19 protein-coding genes are annotated in these 26,498 nt (G+C 25.6%); 5 read left to right on the forward strand and 14 right to left on the reverse strand.

Annotation, left to right across the window (positions count from 1 at the left end; all coding sequences use genetic code 4):
* Window positions 1-108: 108 nt before the first annotated feature.
* From EGN60_RS00365 to gpmI, 3 genes are all read right to left on the reverse strand, one after another.
* Window positions 109-2,553, reverse strand: a complete 2,445-nt coding sequence (locus EGN60_RS00365; RefSeq protein WP_124724129.1) for a hypothetical protein — start codon at window positions 2,551-2,553, stop codon at window positions 109-111.
* Window positions 2,554-2,765: 212 nt separating this feature from the next.
* Window positions 2,766-3,164 carry a hypothetical protein gene (locus EGN60_RS00370; protein WP_124724130.1) on the reverse strand — a complete coding sequence of 133 codons (399 nt, stop codon included), beginning with the start codon at window positions 3,162-3,164 and terminating at the stop codon, window positions 2,766-2,768.
* Window positions 3,165-3,364: 200 nt separating this feature from the next.
* Entirely contained in the window at window positions 3,365-4,867 is a 1,503-nt protein-coding gene (gene gpmI / locus EGN60_RS00375; RefSeq protein ID WP_124724131.1) for a 2,3-bisphosphoglycerate-independent phosphoglycerate mutase, read from the reverse strand.
* A gap of 299 nt (window positions 4,868-5,166) precedes the next feature.
* Here gpmI and EGN60_RS00380 point away from each other — a divergent pair, with 299 nt between their 5' ends.
* Window positions 5,167-7,857 (forward strand): DUF885 family protein, encoded by a 2,691-nt coding sequence (locus EGN60_RS00380; protein WP_124724132.1) that lies wholly within the window; start codon window positions 5,167-5,169, stop codon window positions 7,855-7,857.
* 43 nt (window positions 7,858-7,900) lie between these two features.
* On the opposite strand, the gene EGN60_RS00385 is transcribed toward EGN60_RS00380, so the two are convergent.
* The 10 genes from EGN60_RS00385 to EGN60_RS00430 form a co-directional block, all read right to left on the reverse strand.
* The gene (locus tag EGN60_RS00385; protein WP_124724133.1) at window positions 7,901-8,725 is read right to left on the reverse strand and encodes a hypothetical protein; all 825 of its coding nucleotides are present in this window, start codon (window positions 8,723-8,725) and stop codon (window positions 7,901-7,903) included.
* Between the two features lies 1 nt (window position 8,726).
* A complete protein-coding gene (locus tag EGN60_RS00390) occupies window positions 8,727-9,242 on the reverse strand; it encodes a phosphotransferase family protein (protein ID WP_124724134.1) in 516 nt (171 codons plus the stop codon).
* A gap of 116 nt (window positions 9,243-9,358) precedes the next feature.
* Window positions 9,359-10,219: a protein kinase family protein gene (locus EGN60_RS00395; RefSeq protein ID WP_124724135.1), complete on the reverse strand. Its 861-nt coding sequence runs from the start codon at window positions 10,217-10,219 to the stop codon at window positions 9,359-9,361.
* Complete coding sequence (locus tag EGN60_RS00400) at window positions 10,212-10,961, reverse strand: phosphotransferase (RefSeq protein ID WP_124724136.1); 750 nt, start codon at window positions 10,959-10,961, stop codon at window positions 10,212-10,214. The genes EGN60_RS00395 and EGN60_RS00400 overlap by 8 nt, the downstream gene beginning before the upstream one ends.
* Before the next feature lie 2 nt (window positions 10,962-10,963).
* Complete coding sequence (gene gyrB / locus EGN60_RS00405; protein ID WP_124724137.1) at window positions 10,964-12,907, reverse strand: DNA topoisomerase (ATP-hydrolyzing) subunit B; 1,944 nt, start codon at window positions 12,905-12,907, stop codon at window positions 10,964-10,966.
* Window positions 12,908-13,010: 103 nt separating this feature from the next.
* Window positions 13,011-13,685, reverse strand: a complete 675-nt coding sequence (locus EGN60_RS00410; RefSeq protein WP_124724138.1) for a LemA family protein — start codon at window positions 13,683-13,685, stop codon at window positions 13,011-13,013.
* Between the two features lie 20 nt (window positions 13,686-13,705).
* The gene (locus EGN60_RS00415; RefSeq protein ID WP_124724139.1) at window positions 13,706-14,590 is read right to left on the reverse strand and encodes a hypothetical protein; all 885 of its coding nucleotides are present in this window, start codon (window positions 14,588-14,590) and stop codon (window positions 13,706-13,708) included.
* An 89-nt stretch (window positions 14,591-14,679) separates the two neighbouring features.
* On the reverse strand, window positions 14,680-15,501 hold the full coding sequence (locus EGN60_RS00420) for a hypothetical protein (RefSeq protein ID WP_124724140.1): 822 nt from the start codon (window positions 15,499-15,501) through the stop codon (window positions 14,680-14,682).
* A gap of 67 nt (window positions 15,502-15,568) precedes the next feature.
* On the reverse strand, window positions 15,569-16,687 hold the full coding sequence (locus tag EGN60_RS00425) for a hypothetical protein (protein WP_157977603.1): 1,119 nt from the start codon (window positions 16,685-16,687) through the stop codon (window positions 15,569-15,571).
* 22 nt (window positions 16,688-16,709) lie between these two features.
* On the reverse strand, window positions 16,710-18,362 hold the full coding sequence (locus EGN60_RS00430) for a ribonuclease J (protein ID WP_124724142.1): 1,653 nt from the start codon (window positions 18,360-18,362) through the stop codon (window positions 16,710-16,712).
* 198 nt (window positions 18,363-18,560) lie between these two features.
* Here EGN60_RS00430 and EGN60_RS00435 point away from each other — a divergent pair, with 198 nt between their 5' ends.
* From EGN60_RS00435 to EGN60_RS00450, 4 genes are all read left to right on the forward strand, one after another.
* The gene (locus EGN60_RS00435; protein WP_124724143.1) at window positions 18,561-19,067 is read left to right on the forward strand and encodes an adenine phosphoribosyltransferase; all 507 of its coding nucleotides are present in this window, start codon (window positions 18,561-18,563) and stop codon (window positions 19,065-19,067) included.
* A 3-nt stretch (window positions 19,068-19,070) separates the two neighbouring features.
* Window positions 19,071-20,894: an oligoendopeptidase F gene (gene pepF, locus EGN60_RS00440; protein WP_124724144.1), complete on the forward strand. Its 1,824-nt coding sequence runs from the start codon at window positions 19,071-19,073 to the stop codon at window positions 20,892-20,894.
* A gap of 134 nt (window positions 20,895-21,028) precedes the next feature.
* A complete protein-coding gene (locus EGN60_RS00445) occupies window positions 21,029-24,712 on the forward strand; it encodes an exo-alpha-sialidase (protein WP_124724145.1) in 3,684 nt (1,227 codons plus the stop codon).
* A 53-nt stretch (window positions 24,713-24,765) separates the two neighbouring features.
* Complete coding sequence (locus tag EGN60_RS00450) at window positions 24,766-25,590, forward strand: collagen-like triple helix repeat-containing protein (RefSeq protein ID WP_124724146.1); 825 nt, start codon at window positions 24,766-24,768, stop codon at window positions 25,588-25,590.
* A 33-nt stretch (window positions 25,591-25,623) separates the two neighbouring features.
* Here the strand turns inward: EGN60_RS00450 and EGN60_RS03570 are convergent, their stop codons facing one another.
* Window positions 25,624-26,475, reverse strand: a complete 852-nt coding sequence (locus tag EGN60_RS03570; protein WP_124724147.1) for a collagen-like triple helix repeat-containing protein — start codon at window positions 26,473-26,475, stop codon at window positions 25,624-25,626.
* Between the last annotated feature and the right edge of the window lie 23 nt (window positions 26,476-26,498).

Consider the following 26,498-nt stretch of genomic DNA (forward strand, 5'->3'; position numbering starts at 1 on the left):
TTCGTTTTTTGCTTGTTGTAAAGCATTTGGAGATAAATCATTTAAATTATTTAATTCACCTATTTTATTTTTTACTTCTTTTGTTTTTTCAAATGCTGCGTTTATATCTTAAGAAGTTTTTAATAAAGGATTTTTAATAACATTTTCTAATTTAATTCTATTAGCATCTGTTAAAGCCGGTTGCATGTTATTCAAATCTTGAATTAATTTATTTCTTAAAGCATCTAACAAGTTATTATTACTTACTGAATTTAAAGCAACATTTAACTCATCAATTCTTTGTTGATAAATTTCTTTTGTTCCAGCATCAATACCTTGTTTTACAACACCGTCTGCTAAATTTATTTTTTCTTTAAGTGTTGCTTTACCCTTAGGATCTATAAGATCTAAATCATTTAAATTTTTAGCTAAATATTCTTTGGCTTCTTTTAATTTTTGTTCAAGCTCCTTGAATTTATTATGTTTTTCAAGTTTATCAACTAATGAAGATACTTCACTTAAACTATTTAAACCTTCAACATCGTTTTTATAACCATCTTTAGTTAAAAAAGGATAATCTTGTTTTGCATTTAATTTTTGTAATAGATCAACTTCTTTATTTCCTAAAGAAACAATATTATCTTGCTCAGAACTATTATCTTTTAAAGAAATAATTTTATCTATTAAGTCATCTTTCTCATTATTTTCTAAAATAGGATCTAGGTTTTTAATAGTTTCGGCTTTAGGCTTTAAGGCATTTATATTTGCGTATTCTTGTTTGAATTGTTCTATTGTTGAAACTTTATTAATAATTTCTTTTAATTTACTAATGTGATTTTGTGAAAAAGGAGGATTTCAACTATCAATTAATTTATTAAATTTTTCTTTTTGATAAGCAACAATAGCTGGTTCTTTAATGGCTTCATATTGTGTATTAATAGTACTCTCTAAAGTTTTATAATTAGAAAGACTATCTAAATTAGTACTTAATTTTTTTGATTTAATGCTTGCGATATTAGAATTAAGATTATTCAAAATATCTTGATTTGCATAACTTAATAAATCATCTTTCCCTTGCTTATAATTTTCAATTTCGTCAGCTTTTCTTTCTAATACAGTTTTTAACTCAGCTGCTGGCAATTTTTCGTCCATAATGCTAGGTCATTGAGTTTCACTTGAAAAACTAATTAATTCTGTTGAAAGAATTTTTTTAATTTCTAAAGTTGTGTCAGCATCTTTAATTCTTTTTAAATTTACAATACTGTTAGGTATATAGCCTTCATCCAATTGTTTAAGAGCTGTTCTATTATTTATTTGTATATAATTTTCATAAATACGTTTTAGGTCAGAAGTAATCTCAGGAGTGTTATTAAGTTTTTGATAAATTCTTTTAATAATATTAAATCTATTATTTAAACCATTCATTTGACCCGAGCTAGTAACTTGATCTTTTACACCATTTATTTCTTCTTCTAAAGCATGTCTTGTTTGTTCTGGAATTTCTATAGCTTTATCTAAATTTTTTAAAAAACTATCTCTTCTTGTAGCCAGAGTAAAAGCACCATTTCTGCGCCCTGGGTTTATAGGATAATTTACTATTATATCTACTGCTTCTTTTTTTCTGGTTTGACTCAATCTAGTTAAGTCAGCTATTGTTGTTATTTGACTTTTAACAGTTGCATAACCTTCTACCATTTCTTTAATTATGCTTGCTTTGTCTTGAATATCTTTAACTTCAACAGTCCTTTTTAATTCTTTAATTTGTTCAGGTGTAGCTGGTCAATTTGTCATATCATTCATTATTTTATTTTTTTGATATTCTTCAATTTTATTATGACTAACATTACCAAAAGCAGTATTTAAAGAGTTATATTTTTGATTATAATCTTGTTCAGAATTAGAATTATTATTTTGTAATATTTGTTGTGCGTTTGTTAGGGCTGCTCTTAACTCATTTTTTTTGGTTTCCTCAGCATACTTATATCAAATAGCGTCATCGCCTAATGTAGTATATCTAACTACTTCATCAACTTTTTTTTGCAATTTATCTCTTGCTGCGGCCGCACTTGCTTGAGCATTAGCCACCGCAAAATCTGCAATTACTGAAAAATTAGCTGTATTAGCTAATAATGGTGTATTTGGTAAGATATTACTAATTTTACTTTCAAAATCTGCTTTAGCTTCTGTAAAATGCTTGTCAGAAACTAAAATTAAATTATCTAAAAGTTGTAAGTTATTTTTTAAATTATTTTTTAAAGTTTGAACTACACTAGAAAAATCTTCAATTGAATTAATAGCGTTTTTGGTTTTAAATGATAATACAGATGATAGTTCTTGATTTGTTGCTTTAATAAAATCTAATATTGCAAAAACTTCATTTTGTTCATTTTCAGTTATTAAATTTTTATATAGTGTTGAACTTTTAATGTCTTTTTTCGAAAATGAAGAAAATTTTTCTAAAAATTTGTTTACTAAAGTTTCATTTAATTTTGCAACTTCTTTTATGTTATTTAGTAATTCATTATTTATATTTTCATGTAAAGTATTAATATTTTCTATACCTAAAAAAATCAATAAGAATTGATTTAAAGTATTTAAATTTTGTTGGTTATCTTTAACTAAAGAAAATAAATTTTTAAGTTCTTGATTTGTAATTAAATTGTAGAAATTAATATTAAATTGTTTTTGATTTTGGCTTAATATTTTTTCTAAATTTTCATTAGAATTGTCAAAGCCAATTTGAAAGTTTTTAGTTACATATTCACTTGCTAATTGTTTTAAATTTGCTAACCCAGAGTTTTTATAATAACCCCCCCCGCAAACAGCGGGTCGCCAAAACTGTTGTTTAAAAAGTCATTATATGCTGAAGTGGTAATATTGTATTCATAATCAATTCTATTTTTTATTTCTTTTAATTTTTTTTCTAAATCTAATTTATTTAGATTTTTAGCTTTTAAAGCGTTTATTTGTTTTAAAAATTTTAATACTTGATTATTTGATAGACCACCTAATTTTTCAAGTTTTTCATAACTAAATTTGTGTTTATGTAAATATTTTGTTAATGCACTAGGACTGTCAGTTGCTTTTTTATTGTTAAGATTACTTAAAGATAAAGACAAAACAGAACCTAAAGCTACAGGCAACATTACACCTGTAGATATTAATAATTTCTTACTATTATTCATAAAATTTCCTTTGTAAAATAATAAATTTATATTTCTATATACATACTAAAAAAATATATATATATACATATATATTACAACAAAAGTTTTATTGCATACTTAAAATTAAATAAAAATACAAAAAAATAAGGCATTTTTTCAAATTTTTGCCTTATTTTTTTCTTTTTTTGCTTTTTTTATTGTTTAATTAGAATTTAAATTTATTTTTTTAACAAAGAATTTCCAGTCATTTCTACTGGTTTATTTATACCTAAATATTCTAAAATTGTTGGTGCAACGTCAGCTAATTTTCCATTATTTAAATTGATATTTTTATCTGTTGAAATAAACATTACAGGACTAGTAGTGTGTTTTGTTGCTGGCTTATTATTTTCGTCTTCTGTTATTTCAGCATTACCGTGATCTGCTGTTATAAATCAGGTAACATTTTCATTATTTTTTATATAATCTAAAATTCTTTTGAACTGTGAATCTAGTATTTCAATTGCTTTAATAGTTGCTTTTAAATTACCAGTGTGTCCTACCATATCAGGATTTGCATAGTTCATAATTACAAAGTCATTATTTTCAATATTTTCAAGTAATTTATTAGTTATTTCTTTTGCGCTCATTTGAGGATAATCGGCAAAAGAATCAACTTTTAATGAATCAACTAATATTCTATTTTCATTTTTATAAACAGTATCAATTCCACCATCCATAAAAAATGTAACATGAGCATATTTTTGAGTTTCAGCTAATCTTAGTTGAGTTAAATTATTTTTTTCTAAAACTTCTCCTAATGGATTAATAACTTTCATTTCTTCAAAAGCTATTAAAGAATTAATCCCTTCATATTTCATTAATGAAACAAAGTTTTTAATATTTCTTTTATTTTTTGGTTCAAATGAGTATAAATTTGAACCTATAAACATGTGGCTTAGTTGTCTGGCTCTATCTGGTCTAAAATTAAAGAAAATAATTGAATCATTATCATTTACAAATAAACCATTTTTTAGTTGAGCTGGTTTAAAGAACTCATCATAAATTCCTTCGCTATATTGTTTTTCAATATATTCATTTACATCATCAATTTGATTTTCTGATAAACCTAAAATTGCGTCATAGCTTTGAGCATTTCTTTCAAACATACTATCACGGTCCATTGCATAAAAACGACCAGCAATTGATGAAATTGTGTAATTATATTTTTTAACTAAATCATTTAAAGTTTCTAAACTATTTTTAATTGATTGAGGTTTAACATCTCTTCCATCACCAAAAATATGAATACTTGCTTTTTTTAAACCTTTAGTATTTGCTAATTTAATGATTTCAAATAAATGTTTATCAAGTGAATGAACACCACCATCACTTAATAAACCCATTAGATGTAATGTTGTATTTGTTTTTAAAACATCATCTAAAACTTTGTTTAATACTTCATTATCTTTAAAAGTATCATCTTCTATAGCTTTATTAATTAAAGACAAACCAGTATAAACGATTCTTCCAGCTCCTATATTTAGATGTCCAACTTCACTATTTCCAATTTGACCTTTAGGAAGTCCAACATATTCTCCCGATGCTTCTAATACAGAATTTGGATAATATTTGAATAGTTCATCAAAAGTAGGATGATTTGCTTGTAAATAAGCATTACCTTGTTTTTCATTTCTTAAACCAAGTCCATCAATAACTGTTAAAATTATTTTTTTATTCATAAAATTCTCTTTTCTTTAAATATATTAAAATGATTATTTATTATTATTTTCATTTATATTAAATTATATTAAAGACATAAAAAAGTTGCTTAAAATTATTTACTTTGAAAAAGTCGAAAGTTTTAAATTTACACAATTTTTTTAACTTCTTCTATTTATTTTTAGCTTTTATGTGTTTTTTTGTTGCTTTATTGAAAAAATTTAGAATTTTTTTTGTAAAATTAAGACTCCTATATCATTAATAGCAGGTGGCTTTAATTTTATAGGCTAGATTCAATTTTTGTTTCGGAGGGAACACTTTGAATAAAAGACAAGTGAAAATTTTAACAGTGTCTCTACTTGCAACTTCATTAGTAGCAGCACCTGTTATCGCAGCTGGTGTAACATACAGCTATACTAAATCTCAAAATTATTGAGTACAAAATTTTAATTTAGACACATTAAACCAAATTAAAGAAATAAAATCTAAAAATCAACAATTATCAGAAGATTTAAAACAAGAAAAAGCAAAATTATCTTCATTAGATAAAAACTCAGCTGAATATCGTAAGCAACAACAAGTTGTTAGTGATAAAGAAGCTGAATTAAAAAATTCAAGTGATGAATATAATGAATTAATTAATAAGAATATTAAATCTATTGAGACTATTGCAAAATCAAAAGGAAATTCAGAAGATGCTAAAATTATTACTGCTGAATATGTATTTATTTTGCAAAGTCTAATATCTGCAGCACAAGATGCTGAACTAGCAGATGTAGATTTAGACATTCCTAATGCTGAAGAAGCTAAAAAAATATCTGACTTTTATGGAAAATGAGTAGATAAATTTGCAAGCATTGATTTAAGTAATTTAAACGAAGTTACAGTTGCTTGAGTTAAAGGATTACAATTTGAATACAGCGTTTTAAGAGATAATTATAAATATGGAGCTCCATTTTTACTAAGTTCATTCTCTTGAGGAGCAGCAAGTTCATATCCTGCAAATAGCTTTTATGATTCATTTAAAAATCTAGATGGTAACTTACCTAAAGCTCTAGAAGTTTTAAAAGAAGCAAAAGACAATAATATTGTTTTATCAAAAGTATTAATTAAAAATAATATTAAATACTTATTGGAAACATTTTTCCAAACAGAATTAGTTGCTTTCTATAAAGATAGTACAAAACAAGAGATTTCAGTAAATGATTTATTAAGTTCAGCATCAGATAATCCTTGAGTTGAATTTACTAAATATTACGCTAATGATTACTATAATACAACTACACAAGGACTTGGAGAAAATATTCAAGACCTGAAGTTAACAAAAGAAAATGCTGGAGATAAAGAAAAAGAAAACAGCATTGAAATATCTGTAAATGGACAGTCCCAAAAAATTTACGGATTAGGATTTACTGAAGCTGATTTAAACGCTAATAATGTAGGTTTAATCGGAGTTGTGGGAAATGAAGAAATTAATGGTAAAACATTATATGATCAATATTTAAAAATGGCTACAACCGAATCTTTAACAGCACAAGAAGTTAATGATTCAGGTTATACAACCACAACCACTGCTTCAGGAAATATGAAAAAAGTGGCTACTGAAGTAGCAAAATTAATTGCTGGTGAATCTGGCGCTTGAAAACCTCAAATTAAATATGACGTTGACGGTAGAGGACCAAAACCAGTAGAAACAATAACTGTAAATATAAGAGATGAAAACGGTAACATTGACTTAAAAGAGTTTAATAAATGATTAAACCAAGAACAATTCTTCTTTGGTCGTGAAGACAAATCTTATTACACAGAAGAATTAAAAAACAGTTTAGTATCAGATCCTAAATTAGCTAGATATGTAAAAGAGCTAAAAGATAAAGGCTATGAAAATCTAAAAAATTCAGATAGACCTTATGGTTCAATTACAGACAAACAATTTTACTATGGTGCTTTAGAAGCCTTCAAAGGATATCAACAATTTAAAGAACAAACAGTTAACTTCGGTAAAGGTTTCTTTGCTAACGAAGTTCCAGAATTTGAAATGTATACATATAGATATCCAAGAAGAGCAATAGAAGGTGTTGGAGCATACAACAGCGGTGTTAAAGCATTTATCTTTAACACCGACCCTTACTTTTCATTACCTAAGTGATCACTAACTTCTTTTGCTGATCACGAATCAATGATGGGACACCATAATCAAATTTATTATGCAAAGCAATATTTAGCAAAATATAATGATCAACAATTAGGAAACATTTTTGACTATACAGCATATGTTGAAGGTTGAGCATTATTTATGGAATGATTTGCTATTGAAGCTGGATATTATGGAACCCCAGACTATGATAGCGATGATAATTATGCAATGCCTGTAGACTTCCAAGTTTCAAAAGGTATTACAAGCTTTTCACAAGCTAGAACAGCTTCTGAAGTAACAGATGAAATAGTTAACAAAATTAAATCATTACACGGCGGTGTTTATTGAACATTAACAGCTAAAGATGGCGAAAATAATAACAAAGAACACGCGTTAAGAGCAATTAAATTAACAAATATGCTACAATATTTTGGTGCTTTAAATGAAGCACAATTAAGAAATATGCGTAGAGCAGTTGATACAGCATATCATGGAGACATCGAAGGGCACACAGATCTACCAAGAGGTGCATCTATAAACCAAGTAAGAGAATTCATGAAATCTAATTCTGCTTTAGGTATTGGAGACATTACTTCAGAATCATTGCGTTACTTAGTGTTGCCAGCACAAGCCACATCTTACAATGCGGGTAAAGAATCAATGTTAGGGTTATATACAAAAGTAAGAAAACATTTTGGCTTGACAAGAAAAGAATTTGTTGAACAAACAAAATCATTTACTTCAATTGGCGAAGAACACGAAAATGCAGAACACGGATATATCAAAGAATTTTTAGATAAATTGTTAATGAATGGTGCCTTACCACTTGATGCATTAAAAGCGGTTATCGAAAAAGGATACAATTTAAACTAAAAATTCATAAGTCGAGAGGAAACTTTATTAAGAAAACCACAGCTTAGCGCTGTGGTTTTCGGTTTTCTGTTTTTAAAACTATTTCATTTTCAAATTTTAAATCTTCTATTTTATGAGACTCTGGATTTATTTTAACTTTAGCTTTTAAAGATGCTTTATTTATTTTAATAATTGCATCTGGATTTGAATCTATAAAAGCAGATAATCAAATTCTTATGTTTTTAAAAAATTCGACAATTGAGTAACCTATATATTCATTTATATGATCATAATAAAATATTTTATTGTCTTTTTTAAAAAAGTAAGTCATTGAAAAATTAATACTACTAATTGATCTTAAAAATAAAGCTTGATCAAATTCTTTTTTAGCTTTATTATTAATTAAATTTAATATATTTAATAAATCAAGTTCATATATATAACTTTCAACGCCTAGGGGAACCTGAACTTCATTTAGTTTATGACTTTCATTATTATTTAAAGAGTCATAATATTTTTTAAATTCATTCCCAATTGAGTGAAAGTTTAAAGATAATGAGTATTTTATACCGTTTTCTTTTTTTAAAGAACTAATACCTTTTAAAATCTTGGGTTCTAAAGACATAATTTTAGCTTCATTAGAAGGTGTGTTTCTAAAAGTTACTAGTTGTTCATCATCATTTATTTTTTCAATTTTAGGATCTTTATCTAAATAAAAATCGTTAAAATATTTAGTTTTTTTATAAACTTTATGTTTATTAATAGCTAATGGAATAGTTACAGTTGAAGCAATAGTTAAAACTGAAAAAGAAAGCAAAATAGTAGTTGATACTACTTTTTTCTTTTTTGATAATGGTTTAGTTTTATTAGCTTCGTTTAAATTATCCATTTTAATCTCTTTTCTTTAATTTAACTATTAATTCTTTAATTCTTTTAACATTAATTGAAGCGGCTAGATAATCCCCGTTTAAAGCTCTATTATATAAATAAGCTATAAAATGAACGATTACTCTATATTTATCAAAATCATATGGACATTCATATTCATATACATTTCAAAATACATCTTCTACAGCTTTAGTTGAATTTAAATTTTCAAACATAAAGGCTATGTCTAAAAATCTTGAACTTCTATATGCATATGCTCAGTCAATAATATAAACGTTTAAATTTTCTGAAAAATATATACTTTCTGAACATAAGTTATTATGACAGTTTGCATCTGGTTTAATTTCTTTTAATCAATCTCTGATTAATTTTAAAACAGATAAATCATTAAAATCTTCAACTAGTTGTTTTTTTCCAACAGCTTTAACTAGTTTTTCAATTTTATCTTCTAAAATGTATTCAGGAAATTCTATATCTGAATCATGAAGATTTTTTATAGCTTTAGCTAAAACTTTCATTTGTCTTCTTTTAATATCTGTTACATTTTGACAGTTTAATCATCTTCAAATAATTCTATCTTTATCTTCATAAACACAAGTTGGAACAAAGTATAAATCTTCAATTTTTGAAATGTCTAATTTATTATCAAATTCATTATTATTTTTTGAATAATAAAGCGATTTGACACTAAAAAGCTTCTATTATTGTAATGGTTTAATGATTCAATAACTTTTATATTAGGAATTTTTAAATTTGCATATATGTTTTTGAATAAAACTTCATTATATACTCTTACCATATATACATAATCGTCAAAAGTGTTTCTATCTAAATTAAAAAATTCTATTATTTCATCTTTATTTAAACCTAAAAATAAATGTAAAGACACTGGATCAAAGTATCTAGAATTAAAAGAACTAAATTCAAAGTCAACAAGTTTTATAAAACCATATTTATTTACTAATATGTTTTGTCTTTTTAAATTATTGTGTGCTAAAACATATTCTTCATTTTCATATTTTTTAACTAATTCTAAATATTTAGGATCATCTATATTGAATCTCAGTCAGTTAAATCTTTCTAATTTAACATCAAGATTTTGAAAATTTTTAACGCAATGCAAAATTGCTTTTGAGATTTTTTCATCAATGTTTATTTTAAATAAATCTACACCAGGAAATCATTTTTTGATTAAAACACCATTTTTGGCATATAAATAATCTTTAAATATTTCTATTATTTTTTGTTCATTAGCATGATTTACTTCAACAATATCATAAGGAATTCTTATTTGCACTCATGTATCTTCTAATTTGCCTATATATGAGCGGTTATGATAATCTTTATAATAAGCTCTAACGTTTGTTAGTTTTTCATATATATCTTGTCCAAAAGCTTCTTTAATTATTCTATATACTTCATAAACTTCAGCATTTTTTTTATTCTGTGGGCTGGCTGTTGACATTATGTTTGAACGATTGATTTGATTAGGCATATTTTTCTAAATACTCTTTCATATATTTTTCTACTCTATCTATATACATTTGATCATCAAAAGGTTTAATTTCTTCTTTATTAATTCATAAAACAACTAACGCGTTAACAATAATTCTATGAACTAATAAATACTTAGGTTCATAATCGTCACCATAGCCTTCAAAAAAGACTTCTTCTTGTTCTTTTGTTAAATTACTTGTTTCACAGAAATAAGCTAAATCAAAATGAACATCGCCCATACTTGAATATTCTCAATCAGTTATATAAATTCCTTTTTCGTTTTTAATCATGTTAAAAAGTCATAAATCATTATGAGTTGGAGCCGAAGTATCAATGTTTTTTAAAAATAAATTAATTTTTTTGTAATGCTTATCTAAAACAGGAATTTTTCTATTAAGTGCTGCAATTTTTTCTCTATATACTTTAAAACGTCTTGCTATTTGGTTTTCTTTTGCAAATTTTAGTTTTGAATTATGAAGTTCTATTAGTTTTTGTCCAATTTCTTTTAAATCTTGATTTGTAATTGTACTTTCTAATAAAATATTTCCTTCAATTCATTTAGTTTTTAAATATTCTTTATCATCTGAAATAACTTCAGGAGCAAAGCTTAGGGAATTTAATAAAAAGTAATCGGTTTTATGATTAAACCCATCATACTTTTTTTCTTTTACAAATAAGTTGTTTTGTTCATCTTTAAATGTAATATTAGTAAAACCTTGATTTTCTAATTTTTTTAACATTTTTAAAAGTCAATATTAGATGCGTATTTCGCATTTTCTTGAATAAAGTCATGACGAGGTTCAATTTCTTCACCCATAAGTGTTGAAAATACAGTATCACAAACTGCAACGTCGTCAATTTGAACTTGCAACATTTTTCTTGTATCAGGATCCATTGTTGTTTCTCAAAGTTGTTCTGGATCCATTTCACCTAACCCTTTGTAACGTTGAATAGATATATTTCTTTTATCTTCTAAATTTGCTAAAATTTCTTCTTTTTGAGCATCATTATATGCATAAGAAACAGTTTTACCACTACTAATTTTATATAGTGGAGGTTGTGCTATATATACAAAACCATATTCAATTAGTGGTCTCATATAACGATAGAAGAAAGTTAATAACAATGTAGTAATGTGAGCCCCATCGACGTCGGCATCGGTCATAATAATAATTTTGTGATATTTCAATTTGTTAATATTAAATTCTTGACCAATTCCAGTTCCTAAAGCATGAATCATTGTTGCAATTTCTTTATTTGAAAGAACAGAAGCAAAATGATTTTTTTCAGCGTTAATAACTTTACCACGTAATGGTAATATTGCTTGAATAGCACGGTTACGTCCCATTTTAGCAGAGCCACCAGCTGAATTACCTTCGACTATAAATAGTTCTCTAATTTCAGCATTTTTTGATGAACAGTCAGCTAACTTGCCTGGTAAATTACCGATGTCTAATCCATCTTTTTTTCTTGAAACTTCTCTAGCTGCATTTGCTGCTAATCTAGAACGTTGAGCTAATAAACATTTTTCAATAATTGCTTTAGCCGCTTCAGGGTTTTCATTCATAAATCTTTCTAATTGTAATGAAATGATTTTATTTGTAGCAATTCTGGCATCTTTATTTTCTAATTTACCTTTTGTTTGTCCTTCAAAAATAGGATCGGTATGTTTAATAGAAATTATAGAAACTAATCCGTCTTTTACGTCTTCTCTTGTTATTCTTTCATTATTGTTTTTATAAAGTTTATTTGTTTCAGCATAGTTATGGAAAATTCTGATTAAAGCATCATAAAAACCTTGTTCATGAGTTCCACCATCTGCAGTTTGAATATTGTTTGCATATGATACAACATTAGTAGTGTAAGTTTCATTATATTGTAATGCTACTTCAACTATAACATCTTCAGCACCTTCAACTTTATCTTTAAAAGAACCTTCTGCATAAATTACTTGATTGTTAATTAATTTTTTACCTTTATTTAGTTCATTAACATAATCAACAATCCCACCTTCAAAACAAAATGTTTTTTTAGTATCATTAGCAACATGTTCAACATTTATAGTTAAACCTTTATTTAAATATGCAATTTGTTTTGAGTGGTCTACTATAGTTCCAAAATCAAAATCTAGACGGTCCATTACTGTAAAATCTGGATGAAATTTTATTCTTGTTCCTGTTTCATTTTCGTTTGCTTCACCAATTACTTTTAAACTTTCAACAGGTTGTCCACCATTTAAAAATTTTTGATAATGTAATTTACCTTCTCTTTTAACTCAAACTTCAAAACTATCACTTAAAGCGTTAACAACTGATGCACCAACACCATGTAAACCACCAGATACTTTATAAGTAGAACTATCAAATTTACCACCAGCGTGTAAAACTGTTAAAATAGTTTCTACAGCTGACTTGCCAGTTTTTTCATGAATTCCAACAGGCATACCACGCCCATTATCAGTAATTTCTATAACATTATCAGGATATAGTTTAATATCTATTGTACTTGCAAAACCAGCCATAGCTTCATCGACTGAGTTATCAACTATTTCTCAAATTAAGTGATGTAATCCTCTAAAGCCGATTGAACCTATATACATACCAGGTCTTTTTCTTACGGCTTCTAAGCCTTCTAAGACCTGAATATTACTAGCTTCATAGTTTTTTGAATCTTCTAAAGTACTCATTAAAACTCCTTTTGAATTTAATTGTATTAATACATGTATGTATTAATATGTCTATATTATACCAAAAACTAAAAAAATAGGCTAAGCCTATTTAATTTTGAAACTAATTTCTTAGCATGCTTGTGTCAACGTCTTCTCTTTCTTTTTCAGAAGCAACAAATAAAGGTTGATTATACATGTCGTTTTTAGCAGCTATAATGTTTGTTCAGAATGTGTATATTTCACTATTAAATGAGTTAACTTTGTTGTTGTATAATCTAATAGCTGTATAAATTTCATCTTCTTGTAAAGCAATTTCAGTATTGAAGTTTCTGTATAATGAACTTGCTTTTAAATCTGGATAATTTTCAAATTGTAAGTTTAAACCACTTTGAATTGAATTGATTTTTTTGTTTAATTCCACTGGTGATTCTTCATTTTCTAAACTTACTAATTGTGAACGTAATTCTGTAACTTTTGTTATTGTTTCTTTTTCAAAATCTCTATAGCTTAAAACTGAATCCATTTGTTTTAATAGAGTTGCTCTACGTTTTTTTTCTGCAGCTTGAATTAGAGATGATGATTCTTGAATATCATTAATTTTTCTTAACAATCTATTTTTTCTTGAATAGTATTGTGTTGCCATAATAATTAAACCAATAATTGTTAAAGCTGATAAAACTCAAAATAAAACATAAATTGTTTTTTCACTTTTTGTTGGAGTTGGTTTAACAATTTCATTGTTAACATTTGGCTTAAAACCTTCGTTATTTTGTTTTTCTCTTGTATCAAATAACATTTTGTTCTCCTTTTTTTTGACTAACTATTTATAATCTCGTCAAACTCTTCTAATGATAATATTTTCTTCTTATCTTCTTCAATTATAATTGAAAAACCGAATTTATCAACATGAATAAATGAGTTTGTTTTAAGTTCTGGATATTTTGTATATATTTCAATTATTTTTATAATTATTGCCTTTAAAACTTCTTCATCATAAATAATCATTGAAGAATACAACTTTGTATTTATTTCTTCCATAATCATATTATTTAATAAAATCATTGGGTTTCTATTAACAGTTATTTGTCCATCTTCTAATCTTAAAAGTGGAGTAAAATAAATAGTTCTTTTTTCTTTAAATTCATTATATTTTGTATAAGGAACATCAACATAAAAACCTTTTACATATTGTCTATCTATTTTTTGTTCTGTTCAAAAGTTTTTTAAAAATACAGAAACTTCCATAGAATTGTTTTTAACTTCAAATTGCAAATCATCAATAATATAATCTAATGCTGGATTTTTAGTAAACATTTTAATATAGTCATGTTCTGATAATCTATTAAATCAAAATGGATAGCCAAAAGAAACTTCAGTATTTACTTTTTTATTATCTTGATAATCTGAAGAATATCCTTTATTATCAGCATCTTCTAAATTTTCTGAAGCTATATATTTATTTGCATAAGCAAAAGTTAAAAATTTAAAAGTGCTCCCCATTCTTGTTCATAAATAATCAAATAAGAATCATTTAAAGTTGTTATAAGTTTTGTTAAAAAGTAAAGAAATAAATTTTGAACTTTTTGAAAACGATAGTTTTTCTAAATCAGGTGCAAAAATTGAGTTTTTTGAATAAATAATATTTTTTCTTTTATTAAAATCTGGTTTTGAATCTGTGAATTTTTTAGCTATATCAATCATTTTTTCTTGAACTGAAACTTGAAAGTATGTAGCAAATTTAATTTCATCATTATAACTAAAATTATAGAAATTATAAAATTCAGGATTTTCTAATAAAAAGTGTCTTTTTTCTTTAATTTTTCATATTCTTTTACATTTAAATTTTCTTTATTATTATAAAAATCTAAATCTTTTAAATAATTAGTTGGTAATAAATTAGCTTTTTTATAATCTAGATATGGTGTTTTTTCAACATGGACACCTTCTATACGAAGTGTTTCTAAACTATCACCTGACTTAACTAAAACTGATTTATAAGCTCTTGTTGTAACCATTTTATATTTCAAGGTGTGATAAATTACTTGATAAAAAGTACTGTTTCTAATGTCGTATTTTTCAATATTTAAATATGTGTTTTCTTCATTAGTATTTAAGATACCCAAAAGATCTTCTATTTTTGCATCGTATAATCTTTGAATATTTATAGTTTTTAAAACTTCTTCTGTTAAATCACCTAAGTTTTTATTTTGACAAATATAAACAATAAGTTTCTCTCTTTTTTCTTTTAAACTAGAAATTTCTTTTTCTCTTTCCCTTTTTTCGTTTTCAAACTTTTGAATTATCTTTTTATTTTTTATATATAAAGGAATAAAAGGTAAACCTATTATAAAAAAGAATAAAACAAACATTAGTTTTTGAGCAAATCTTCTTGCTTTTATTGAATTTTGTTTTTCTTCTTTTGTATTTAAAAGATTTAATTCTGAAATTCTAGAATCACAGCTTTTAATTTCAGCTACATATTCTTCATTGTTGTCTTCAAAAAGCCTTTTATATACTTCATCAAAATTTTCTTTAAAGGCCGCTTTTACTGGTTCATAAAATTTATTATATGGATCTAAAAAAATATCATTAAAATTTACTTCTTTACTCATATTTTCTCCTTTTTAACTTCTTTTATTATACTAAAAAAATAAATATAAAAATGCAGTCTATGCTGCATTAAAATAAATCATCTTCATCTTCTATTAATGAACCTGAAGAATTTCTACTTTCTTTTTTATTATTATTTATATCTAATTCTAAGTTTTTCTCATCATTTTCATTAGTTTCAAAAGGCAATGAATCCTCTTGATTTTGAATTTCATTTATATTGTCTTCTTCTTTTATATCTTCAATCATTTCAAAATCTTCATAATCTTGTTTAGTTTCTTTAGTTTCAGAAACATCTTCTAAGCTTTCTTTTGTAGCTTCTTCATTTCCTCAAGTTAAATCAAAATCTTTAGTTTCAAAACTAAAATCTGATTTTTTGTTTGTTGGTTTTTCTTCTATTATTTTTTCTTTTTGTTTTTCTTTTTCTAATTCAATTACTTCTGTTGAATTTTCAAGTTGTTCAAAGTTAACTACATTTTTTTTAGCATTATATTTTTTATTATTTAAATAAATATCAGAAGTTTTAGTTTCTTCTAAAACTAAGTTTTGATTTGACTGAGAATCGGCTGGTTTTATTACTTTATTTTTCTTTGATGCTATAAAGAAAAATGCAATAGATAAAACTAAAATAATTGATGAAATTACAAATGCTATAGCTATACCAGCTTTGTAACTTGCAATTGATGAAGTTGCAAAAAATAATGTGCCTATTAATCCTGGTGTAAGCTTGTTAGGTAATAAAACATTGTCTGTATTTTTAAAATCATTAAATCAATTTTTAAAAACTTCTTGAAAAACAGTTTCTATTTTATAATCAACTGGTTTTGAATTTTTTAAATAATAAATAGTTGAACCTAATAATGTAATTGCAAAAAAGAAAAATCCTATTCTTCATAAACTGACATGAAAAACACCTTTAGTGTACACTGATTTTTGCCAGCTTGTTTTATATGATTTCATTACATTCTTAAAACCAAATAAAATAAATCAAACATAAATTAATATTGAAAACATTCCAAAAATAACATTTAATGAAAATGAGTGAAGAGTTGTTAAATAAGGAATGTTTAGAAAAGATACTATTATAAAGAAAATATTAAACAAAATAAACAATGTTCATAAAAAAGCAACATCTTTTGTTACATAATAATTCTTTGCTTTTCTTGTTCTAACTTTCTTGTGTGTCAAAGCCTCTTGCATAATTCCTTCTTTATATTTCAAATAATGTTACCACAACCATAGGTTCTTTGTCTACTACTTTTAAAATTTTTCTTTTTATTACTTTTCTTAAGTGTTCTTGAATTTCTTTTAAATCTATTTCTGGAGTTTCTTTATTTTCAAACTCTTTTAAAAATAATTCATTAATTATTTTTGTTACAGTTTGTTTATTATCTTTACTAATTAAACCATAAGATGAAATGTGTAAATCATTGATTGGTTTTTTAGTTTTATAGTCAATTAAAACACTTAAAGCTAAAACACCGTCTTTAGCTAATGATTCTCTTTCATTAATTACTTCTTGAGAAATATCACCTATTCCAAAACCATCAATTACAGTGTCCCCTACATTTCTTAAAAGATGTTTTTGAGAAACTAAATCAGCGTCTGAAAATTCTGCAACTTTTCCATTATTTAAAACAATAGCATTATTAAAATTCATTCCCGCTTCTTTAGCAATATAAGCAGCTACAACCATATAACGATATAAACCTTTTATTGGAATAAAATATTTTGGTTTAATAGCTTTAATAATATTGAATATATCATCTCTAGCTGGATTACATTGATAATATTGATCTGAACCTAATTCTATTAAATTAGCAGTGTGTCTTGCTATTTCATCTAATGTTAAAGCATAATTTACTTCAAGTCCATTTACTGGAGGAGCTATTATAATTACACAATCATCTTTTTTAAGTTTTAAATAAACATCATTATTTGAAGTTATTCTTAAAAATCTCAAATACAGTCTTTCAATAGCACCTGTTACTAAAATAACTGCATTTTTAACATCATTAGCCGCTCTATAATCAACAAATTCAGGTCAAGGTAAATTAGGATTTATTTTACTTACTAAATTAATTAATTGTGAATAAGTTCTACCATATGTTATAACAGGTCTCTTGTATCTTTTTGCTAAAACTAAAACTTCATGAGCTGTAATCATATCTTCATCATAAAGTCCCACTATTATTCTTTTGTCATCTGCTGTTTCTTTAAATTTATATTCAATTTTTTTAGAAACTCAAAGTTTTTCAATACTCTTTCCTTTATAAGCAGAGTGGCTTGAATCTAAAATTAAAACAGTTTCTTTTTTAGAATTTAAAATCTTTTTTATATCTTCTAAATTGGTTTTACCATAAGGTCCTAAATCACCGTCAACAAAATCTGACATAAATAATAAATTAAGTTTTTCTGTTTCTAAATTAAAACCTAATTGACCGGGTAAGCCTCCTGCTAAAACAAAAGGTGTTACATAAGTTCCATCAAAAGATTTTTTAGCTTTTAAAGTCTCAATTGAATATGAATGATCTTCTATATTATATTTTGAAATTCTATCTATTAAAACAATTCTATTAAAAGCACTTGTGTAAATTTTTAAATTTTTAACTTTCATTAAAAGTCAAGGAATAGCTGAAAAAGATTCGTTATGAACATCAGTTAAAAATAGTCCAACAATGTCTTTTTGTCTTTTTTCTAAAAAATCATAATTACATATTAATGTATCAATTCCATTATGTGAATTAATAGGAACTTTTGTTCCTGAATTAATTATAAAAAGTTTACTATTTACTTCTATTACATAACAGTTTTTACCATTTTCATCTAACCCACCTAATGCAAAAAAGTTTACTTTGTTCATTTTTCCTCCGTATTATTTTGAATATCTAAAGTGCTTAATATTTAATTAACTGTTTTAATTGTATCAAAAAAACCTTATTTCATTTTTATTATAATAAACGATTTTTAAAAAACCAAAATTTTAGAAAATTTAAAGAAAAAACTAAGAAATTTTATTTTTGCTAACTTTTAGTTTTCATAATTAAATTATAATTAAATTATGAAACTAGAAGATTATATAAAAACAATTAAAGATTTTCCTAAAAAAGGAATAGATTTTAAAGATATAAGCCCATTATTAGCTAATCCTGAAGCTTTTTCTTTAGCTATCGATTTAATAGCTAAAGAAACAAAAGATGCCGATGTAATTATAGCGCCTGATGCACGTGGTTTTATTTTTGCATGTCCTGTAGCATATAAAGAAAAAAAGCCATTTATAATGGTTAGAAAAAAAGGAAAAATACCAGGACAAACTCATTTTATTGAATATAGTTTAGAGTATGGAAAAAATGTTTTAGAACTTCAAAAAGGTTTAATAAAAAAAGGAAGCAAAGTTGTTATTATTGATGATGTTTTAGCAACAGGTGGAACTTTAGAAGCTATTATTAAATTATGTGAAAATCAAGAAGCTAAGGTTATAAAAATTGTAGTTTTATTAGCTTTAAAAGATTTATTAACAAATGAATATGTAAAAAATTATCCAATAAAAGCAATCATAGAAAGTTAGAATATGAAAAAATATAAAAGTTATGATCAAATAGAAAACAAATATCGCTTCGATTTAGAAGCGATATTAGAAAATAAAACTCTTGATGAATTAAAAAAAGAGTTCTTTTTATTGTTTGATAAATTAATTGAAATAAAAGACTCAAAATACGAAAACATTGAAAATTATTTAAAAAGTATTGAATTATCAAAGCAATTAGGAATTATTAATAATAAAATTAGTAATTATTTATCTAACAATATAAATACTAATTTAGTTAATCAAAAATATTTAGTTTTATTAGCTGAATTTGAAAAAGAAGTAACTGAAAAAAACAAATTATTAGGTTCAGAAATTAATAGATTAAAAAAATATGAAAACAAAATTAGAGAATATTTAAAAGATCCAAGATTAAATGAAGTTAAAAAAGATATCGATGCTTCTTTTGAAACTTTAGAGCATAAATTAAATGATGAAGTTGAAGAATATTTAATTAAAAGTACAGCAGCTGATACTGATCTTTCTGAACTTTTTGCTATTTTAACTGATTCAGAAGTTTCATATGGTTTTGTTAATAAAAATAATAAAAAAATTAAAATAACTAATGCTAATATAGGTTTATTAAGAAAAGATAAAGACGAAAAAGTTAGAAAAGATGCACATGTAAATTATTTAAAAGGTTTTATAAAGCATAAGCATAGCCTTTCTTTTATGCTTTATAACCATTTTAAAGAATTATCAGTAGATGCATTAATTAGAAACTTTTCTTCAACTGTTGAAAGTTTTTTATTAGCAGATCATGTTGATAAAAAATTATTAAACATTTTATATACTCAAGTGCAAAATAAAATGCCTTTAATAAAAAAATATTATGATGCTTATAAAAAGTTTTATAAAGCAAGATTTAAAAAAGATATTAGAAGATGAGATTGAAGCTATCCTATATTTTCAATTAAAAATAAATATAGTATTGAAGAAGCTAAAGATATTGTTTTAGAAGCATTAAAAATAATGCCTCAAGAATATAATAATATAGTCAAAAAAGCTTTAAATGAAAACTGAGTTGATTTTATTTCAGTACCTTCAAAAATAACCGGAGCTTATTCAATCGGTGAAAGTTATGGTTTAAATAAAAAATATATTTTAATGAACTTTGACTATACACTTTCTTCAGTTAATACTTTAGCCCATGAAATGGGACATTCATTGCACTCTTATTTTTCAGATACTTATCAACCTTATTTTAGATCTAAATATCCAATTTTCTTAGCTGAAATTGCTTCAATTTTTAATGAACTTATGTTAAATGATTATTTAGTAAAAAATGCTAAAAGTGATAAAGAAAAATTTATGCTATTAAACCAGAGTATTGATGATTTTATTGCTACAGTAATTAAACAAACTGAATGATCTAACTATGAATATGATTTATATGAAGCAGTAGATAAACAAATGCCTGTGAATACTTTTGAAGCATTAGAAAATATATATTTAAATAACGCAAAAAAATATTCAACTACAAATAAATATAATAAGCCAAATGATATTGCAACTATTAATTCTGTAATAGTACCACATTATTACTATGGTTTTTATGTATATAAATATGCAATAGGTTATATTTGTGCTAATGTCTTTTTTAATCAATATAAATTAAAAGGAATAGACGGATTAAATGAATATATTAATAAGTTTTTAAAATCAGGTGATAAAAACTGACCAGCTGAAATTTTAAAAGAAGCAAACATTGATATTTATGATCCTAATATATATACTTTAGCTTATGAAATACTAGAAAATAAAATAGAAGAATTAATAAAATTAGGAAAGAAAATTTTTAAAATTTAATTATTTACCATTTTTTTGAAAAAGAAGAGAAAAAATTCTCTCTTTTTTTAAAAAAAATTTTTTTTATTTTAATTTGCATAAAACTTTGTTTTATAATTTATATGTTTTTTATTAAAAATGTAGTGAAGGATGTTATGAGCAAAAAAATATTAGCAAAATTATTACTTGCCCCTATTGCAGTTGCACCAGCAATAGTTAGTGTGGCATGTCAAAATAAGATTTTAACATTGAAAGACTTTGTTAAAAATAATGAAAAAATAAAAAAAGAAAACGACAAAATAGAAGTAAATTTGGGTTCAAGCAATGTAAAACCTATTACTAATGAAGAAATAAAAAATATGGATAATAGCGAAAAATTTAGCGCTATTAACACTTTGTTTAATAATTTTGATCAATTATTAGCAAATTATAAAAAATTAATGCCAGAAGAAAAACTAACAAACATAGATTTGGCAAATAAAATTATTAAAGTATTATCATTAAAAAATTCTTCATTTAATTCAAAAGAAGCAACTGATGAAGAAATAAATGAATTAGTTGAAAAAATTCAAAAAGCTGTTGCCGAATTTGATAAAAGCGTTAAAGATGAAATTCAAACAAGATGAGAAACCGAAAAAGCTTCATTAAACAGTATTAAAACAACTTTACAAGAACCGAAATTTGCTGTTACTTTAGCAAAATTTGGAGTTCCAATTACTAGTGAATTTAACACTGAGATTCAAAACTATGACCAACAATTTTTAGCAATTAAAAATATTGATTTAAAAAACGATGAATCTATAAGCGAAATCTCTAATTTGTTTAAAGAAGTTGTAAAAATTTCTGAAAAATATCAAGCTGAAATTGAAAAATATAATAGTGAAAGTGCTAATAACTGATTTAATACATATAATAAATTATCAAAAGTTAAAGATTTTTTCAATAATGAAGAATTAAACACATTAATTTCAAGATCTTTAGAAGTTTTTAAAAATTCTGACCAAAATACACAAGACAGTATAAGTGATACCTTTGAAACAGACGCAGACAACAAAATATTTATTTTATCAGGTCAAACAGATTGAAGTAATGTAGTTAATAATTTTGAAAAAGATTATATTAATTTAAGTATTGAGCAAATAAAAGAACTAGATAAATTGAAAACTGATTTGAAAAATCTTTTGTCTAATGACGGAAGCAGATCTGAAGTAAGTGAATTGACTTTTAAATTAATTAATAAGATTGATGAACTTAAAAATGCAGAACTTGTTCCAAGAAATCAACAAGTATTTAAGATTAATAATAAAAATTCAGAAGTTAAACCACTTGTAATTACACCAACGAAAGTTTATTTAGATAAATTTTATTTAAATACTCTAAACAATGAAAATTTAAGAGATTACATAACTATAGAAGATAATAATATAAGATTATTTGACTGAAAAGATATAAAATTGGAAATAATTGGTTCAAATGAAGCACAAAAAAAACTTTTTGTTTTAGCATATGTAAATTACAATAGAAATAAAGAATATCAACAAATTATAGAATTAAACTTTAGTAATTCAGGTTCTAATATTCTATCATTTCCAAGTACTTTAACAATGATGGCTTCATTAAAAGAAAACGCAGATTTATCAGTAATAACTGATGAAGACTTGAATAATCTAACAGAATTTACAAATAAAAAAGATTCTATAGACAAACTTAAACAAGTTTTTGAGTTTACTGATGCTTTTGGCTTTTTAAAAGCTTATCCTAACGCAAGATTTGAAATAAAAAGTTTAAGTTTGACAAACCAAGATACATTAACAGCAGATTACACAATTAATTTAGAAATAGGTAATGGAACCTTGCAATCTCCTCGTATGACCATAGAAAAAACATTAAAGGGTCAAATAAGAATTGATATGCAGGAATTGAAGGCTAAGAAAAATATTGATATTAAATTTAAAGATCGAGACCTTTTATACAACAATACTATTAAACCTTGAGAATTAACTGATTTTAAACAATTGGTAGATAGTTCTAAGACTGAAGGCTTTGAAAAATACTTTACAATTAAAAAGAATACAGTAGGTACTTCTAATCAAACAGCCATAGATGTTTATTCAAACTACGACAGATTGTTATTAGGTGATCAAAATATAACAAAGGTAAAACAAGATATAAATATCAACTTTATCGTTCCAAGATACAATGATTTTAGTTCAAAAAATTACGACTTTTTTGCCCAACAAGTTAACAATAATAAATTTTTAGTTGTAGCAGTTATTTCAGATAGAGAAGGCCATATATTAGATAAATATAGTTTGAAATTTGACACTCCAAGAAATACAAAAACATACAGTTACTTGGAAATGCCTGAGTCATTAGGAACAACCGCTTTTTTAAGAGGAACGCCAGAAAAAGTTGATGGTTCTAATTCATGAAGAATTCCTGGTGTAGTTGAAGACAAAGATGGAAATATTTTATTTAATATAGATAAAAGAAAAAATAATGCAGCTGATCTTGGCGATATAGAACAAGACTTAAGAGTTTATAATAAAAAAGATGAAAAATGAAGCGATGTTAAAAGAATTGTGGCGGTTAGCTTAAATGATCCGGTTGATGGAAAGAACATAGGCCAAATAACTGATGGAACTATGTTAAGTTCTATAGACCCAAATACTGGAAGAGAAAAATTATTTTACTTTTTCGGAGTATATAGATATAATTCAAAAATTCAACAAGGATCATTTTTTGCCAAGAAAAATAAAAATGGTTATGTAAATAATAATAAATGAATTAGAATAGAAAAAGCAAATTCAAGAGAATTATATATTGGAAAACCAATAATAGTAGATGGATTAAAAAATTGATGAAAAGTTTACAAAGTTTTAGATGCAACAGATTTCAGCCAAGTAAATGACAATTCAACATTAGAAGCAGCAAATGTAATAATTGACAATTCATATGATCCAGTTAATAAAGTAATTACTGGAGCAGTTTATACTAATATAAATCCTTCTTTATTTACAAATTTTGGTGAAGAAGGTCAAAATAGTTCTAAACAAGAAATAGCTTCAAATAGAGAAAGTTATTCAGCATGATCTAGAGAAAATAAAGGCTGAGCCTTTGAAATAATGGACTGAAGTTTTATTATAGAATCTGATGACAATGGAAAAACTTGAGGAAATATGATCTCAGTAAACCAATTTAGTGGCCGTACATTAGAAAGATACTTTATAAATGGAGTTGGATCTGGTATTCAATTGAAACATCAAACTGCAAGCAACGCAAATAAAAATGGTCGTTTAATATTCCCAATATATTTTAGATGACATTCAGAAAAAGTTGGGTTAATCGCCAGTGATGATATGGGTAAAAATTGATATGTATTATATAAAGATATAAATTCTCCTGACGGATCTGAATCATCTATAATAGAAAAAGAAGATGGTACACTATTATGATACTCAAGATTACACCCATTAAGTTTTAGAAAGTCAGTAGATGGTGGTAAGACTTGAACATTTATTGACAAAACCAGTACAAATTACCAAGCTAATAAAAGCACTTTTGCTACTATTTCATATACAAAAACTAATAATAATGAATTTATATTCTTAAGCACACCGAGAGGTTATAGAATAAACGGTGCCGTATATGTATTTGAAGGTGCGGATCCAAAAAGAATTTCAAATCTTAATTTAAGAGATTTAGGTGGATCATTTTCATATTCAACAAATATAATTACAAACAAGCATTCTAACTATTTTGATTTATGAATTTTTTATGAATTTACAGGAAAAACAAGTTCAATAAAATTAAAGAAAATAAGAATTTTTGCAAATTAAATAAAGTGTTCTCGCTAGAGAACATTTTTTTATATAAATTAAAAAGGAGAAAGATGAAAAAATCATTAAAAATTATGCTAGGTTTAGCTAGTGTTTCACCATTAGTAGTAGCTCCTTTATTTGCACTTTCATGTGAACAAGGGCCTAAAGGTGAAAAAGGTGATAGAGGGCCTGCTGGACCTCAAGGTCAACCTGGAGCAAAAGGAGAAAAAGGGGACAAGGGAGAAACCGGTGCTACCGGACCTGCCGGAGCTGTAGGACCTCAAGGTCCTAAAGGTGAAAAAGGGGAGCCTGGTAAAGACGGTGCAGGCGCAAATGGACCTGCCACTTCATTGGAAAAAACAGTTTTACTTAATTTAGCTATTAAAAAAGATGCAGATGAAGTTACAATTTCTACACCAGAAAATGATTTATGAACAAAAATTACAACACCTCAAGAAATTTCTTTAAATAATTCAATTCAAAAAGAAGATATTGTAACATTAAGATTAGAAATGGACAATGCATGAACAATTAATAGTGTTAGAAAAGTTTTCAAATTATTTTATTTAGGAAATCTTGACACTGAAGGATTATACAATAACGATGAGGTTAATGCAGGCGGCATTAATGGAGTTGTTTTTGGAAGAGTCCTTGTAGAGGGAGATGCAACAAAACCTGATGAAGTATTTGTTGCAAAAATTAAATATACCTTAAAAGCTGATAAAATTATCTTTAATGAAGTAAAAGGTGGTTTTACCACTTCTGGTAATATGGCTCCAAAAAAGGCAGAAAATTTTGACACACAATTTAATGTAGGAAAAGGTTTAACAGGAAAACTAACTCTAACTACTATTCACACCACAAATAAAACTAAAAACTCTGAAACAGCAAGATAATAAATAAAAGTTGGGATATCCCAACTTTTTAATTTATGCTGCTGGAGCTTTAACTAACAATGGTAAATTTATTCCTTCTTTATCTTTAATAGAAATTTTTGAAAGTTGTAAATGCCCTTTAAAGCTAGAGCCTGTACTTATATCTGTATCAAAGTTATCTATAGCTGGGAATGTGTTTCCTTTTGGATTAAAACCACCTTTTATTTGTAAAATTTGAATACCATCATTAAATAAAAGATAAGCAATTCTAATTTTATAAATAGTTTTTGTACTATTATTTGTTACACCGTCTTTTATAAAATCTGTAAGTATTTGTCCCCTCATTCCTCCATCTTCTAAAGGTCATGTAGGTGTAGTTGAAAATAAGTTATCTGTGTTAATTTCTCCAACATAGTCTGTATATAATTTATTACTTCCTAAATTATTTGAAAAACTAAATTTTATTCTAACAATATCGCCTTTTTTAATTTGTTCTGAAAAAGGGATTTTTGTAGCTCCATCTTTGCCGTCATGAATTAGAATATCATATAAAGCTTTCTCTTCTTTTTTGGTAGGTTCTGTAGTGTTTTCAAAGTCCCTATCAAATAGCACAGTTCTTTCTAAACTAGTAGCTGTTTCAGCATTTGTCGCAACCCCTGGTTTACCAGGTTCACCTTGTGGTCCTCTTTCTCCAGCAGGTCCTCTGTCACCGGTTTCACCTTTAGGCCCTTGAGCACCAGTGTCACCTTTTTCACCTTTTGCTCCAGGTTGACCTTGAGGTCCAGCAGGCCCTCTGTCACCTTTTTCACCTTTAGGTCCTTGTTCACATGAAAGTGCGAATAAAGGAGCTGCTACTAGTGGTGAAACACTAGCTAAACCTAGCATAATTTTTAATGATTTTTTCATCTTTCTCCTTTTTAATTTAGACA

Origin of the sequence: Mycoplasma struthionis (assembly GCF_003855455.1) — a bacterium.
GTDB classification, from domain to species: domain Bacteria; phylum Bacillota_I; class Bacilli_A; order Mycoplasmatales; family Metamycoplasmataceae; genus Metamycoplasma; species Metamycoplasma struthionis.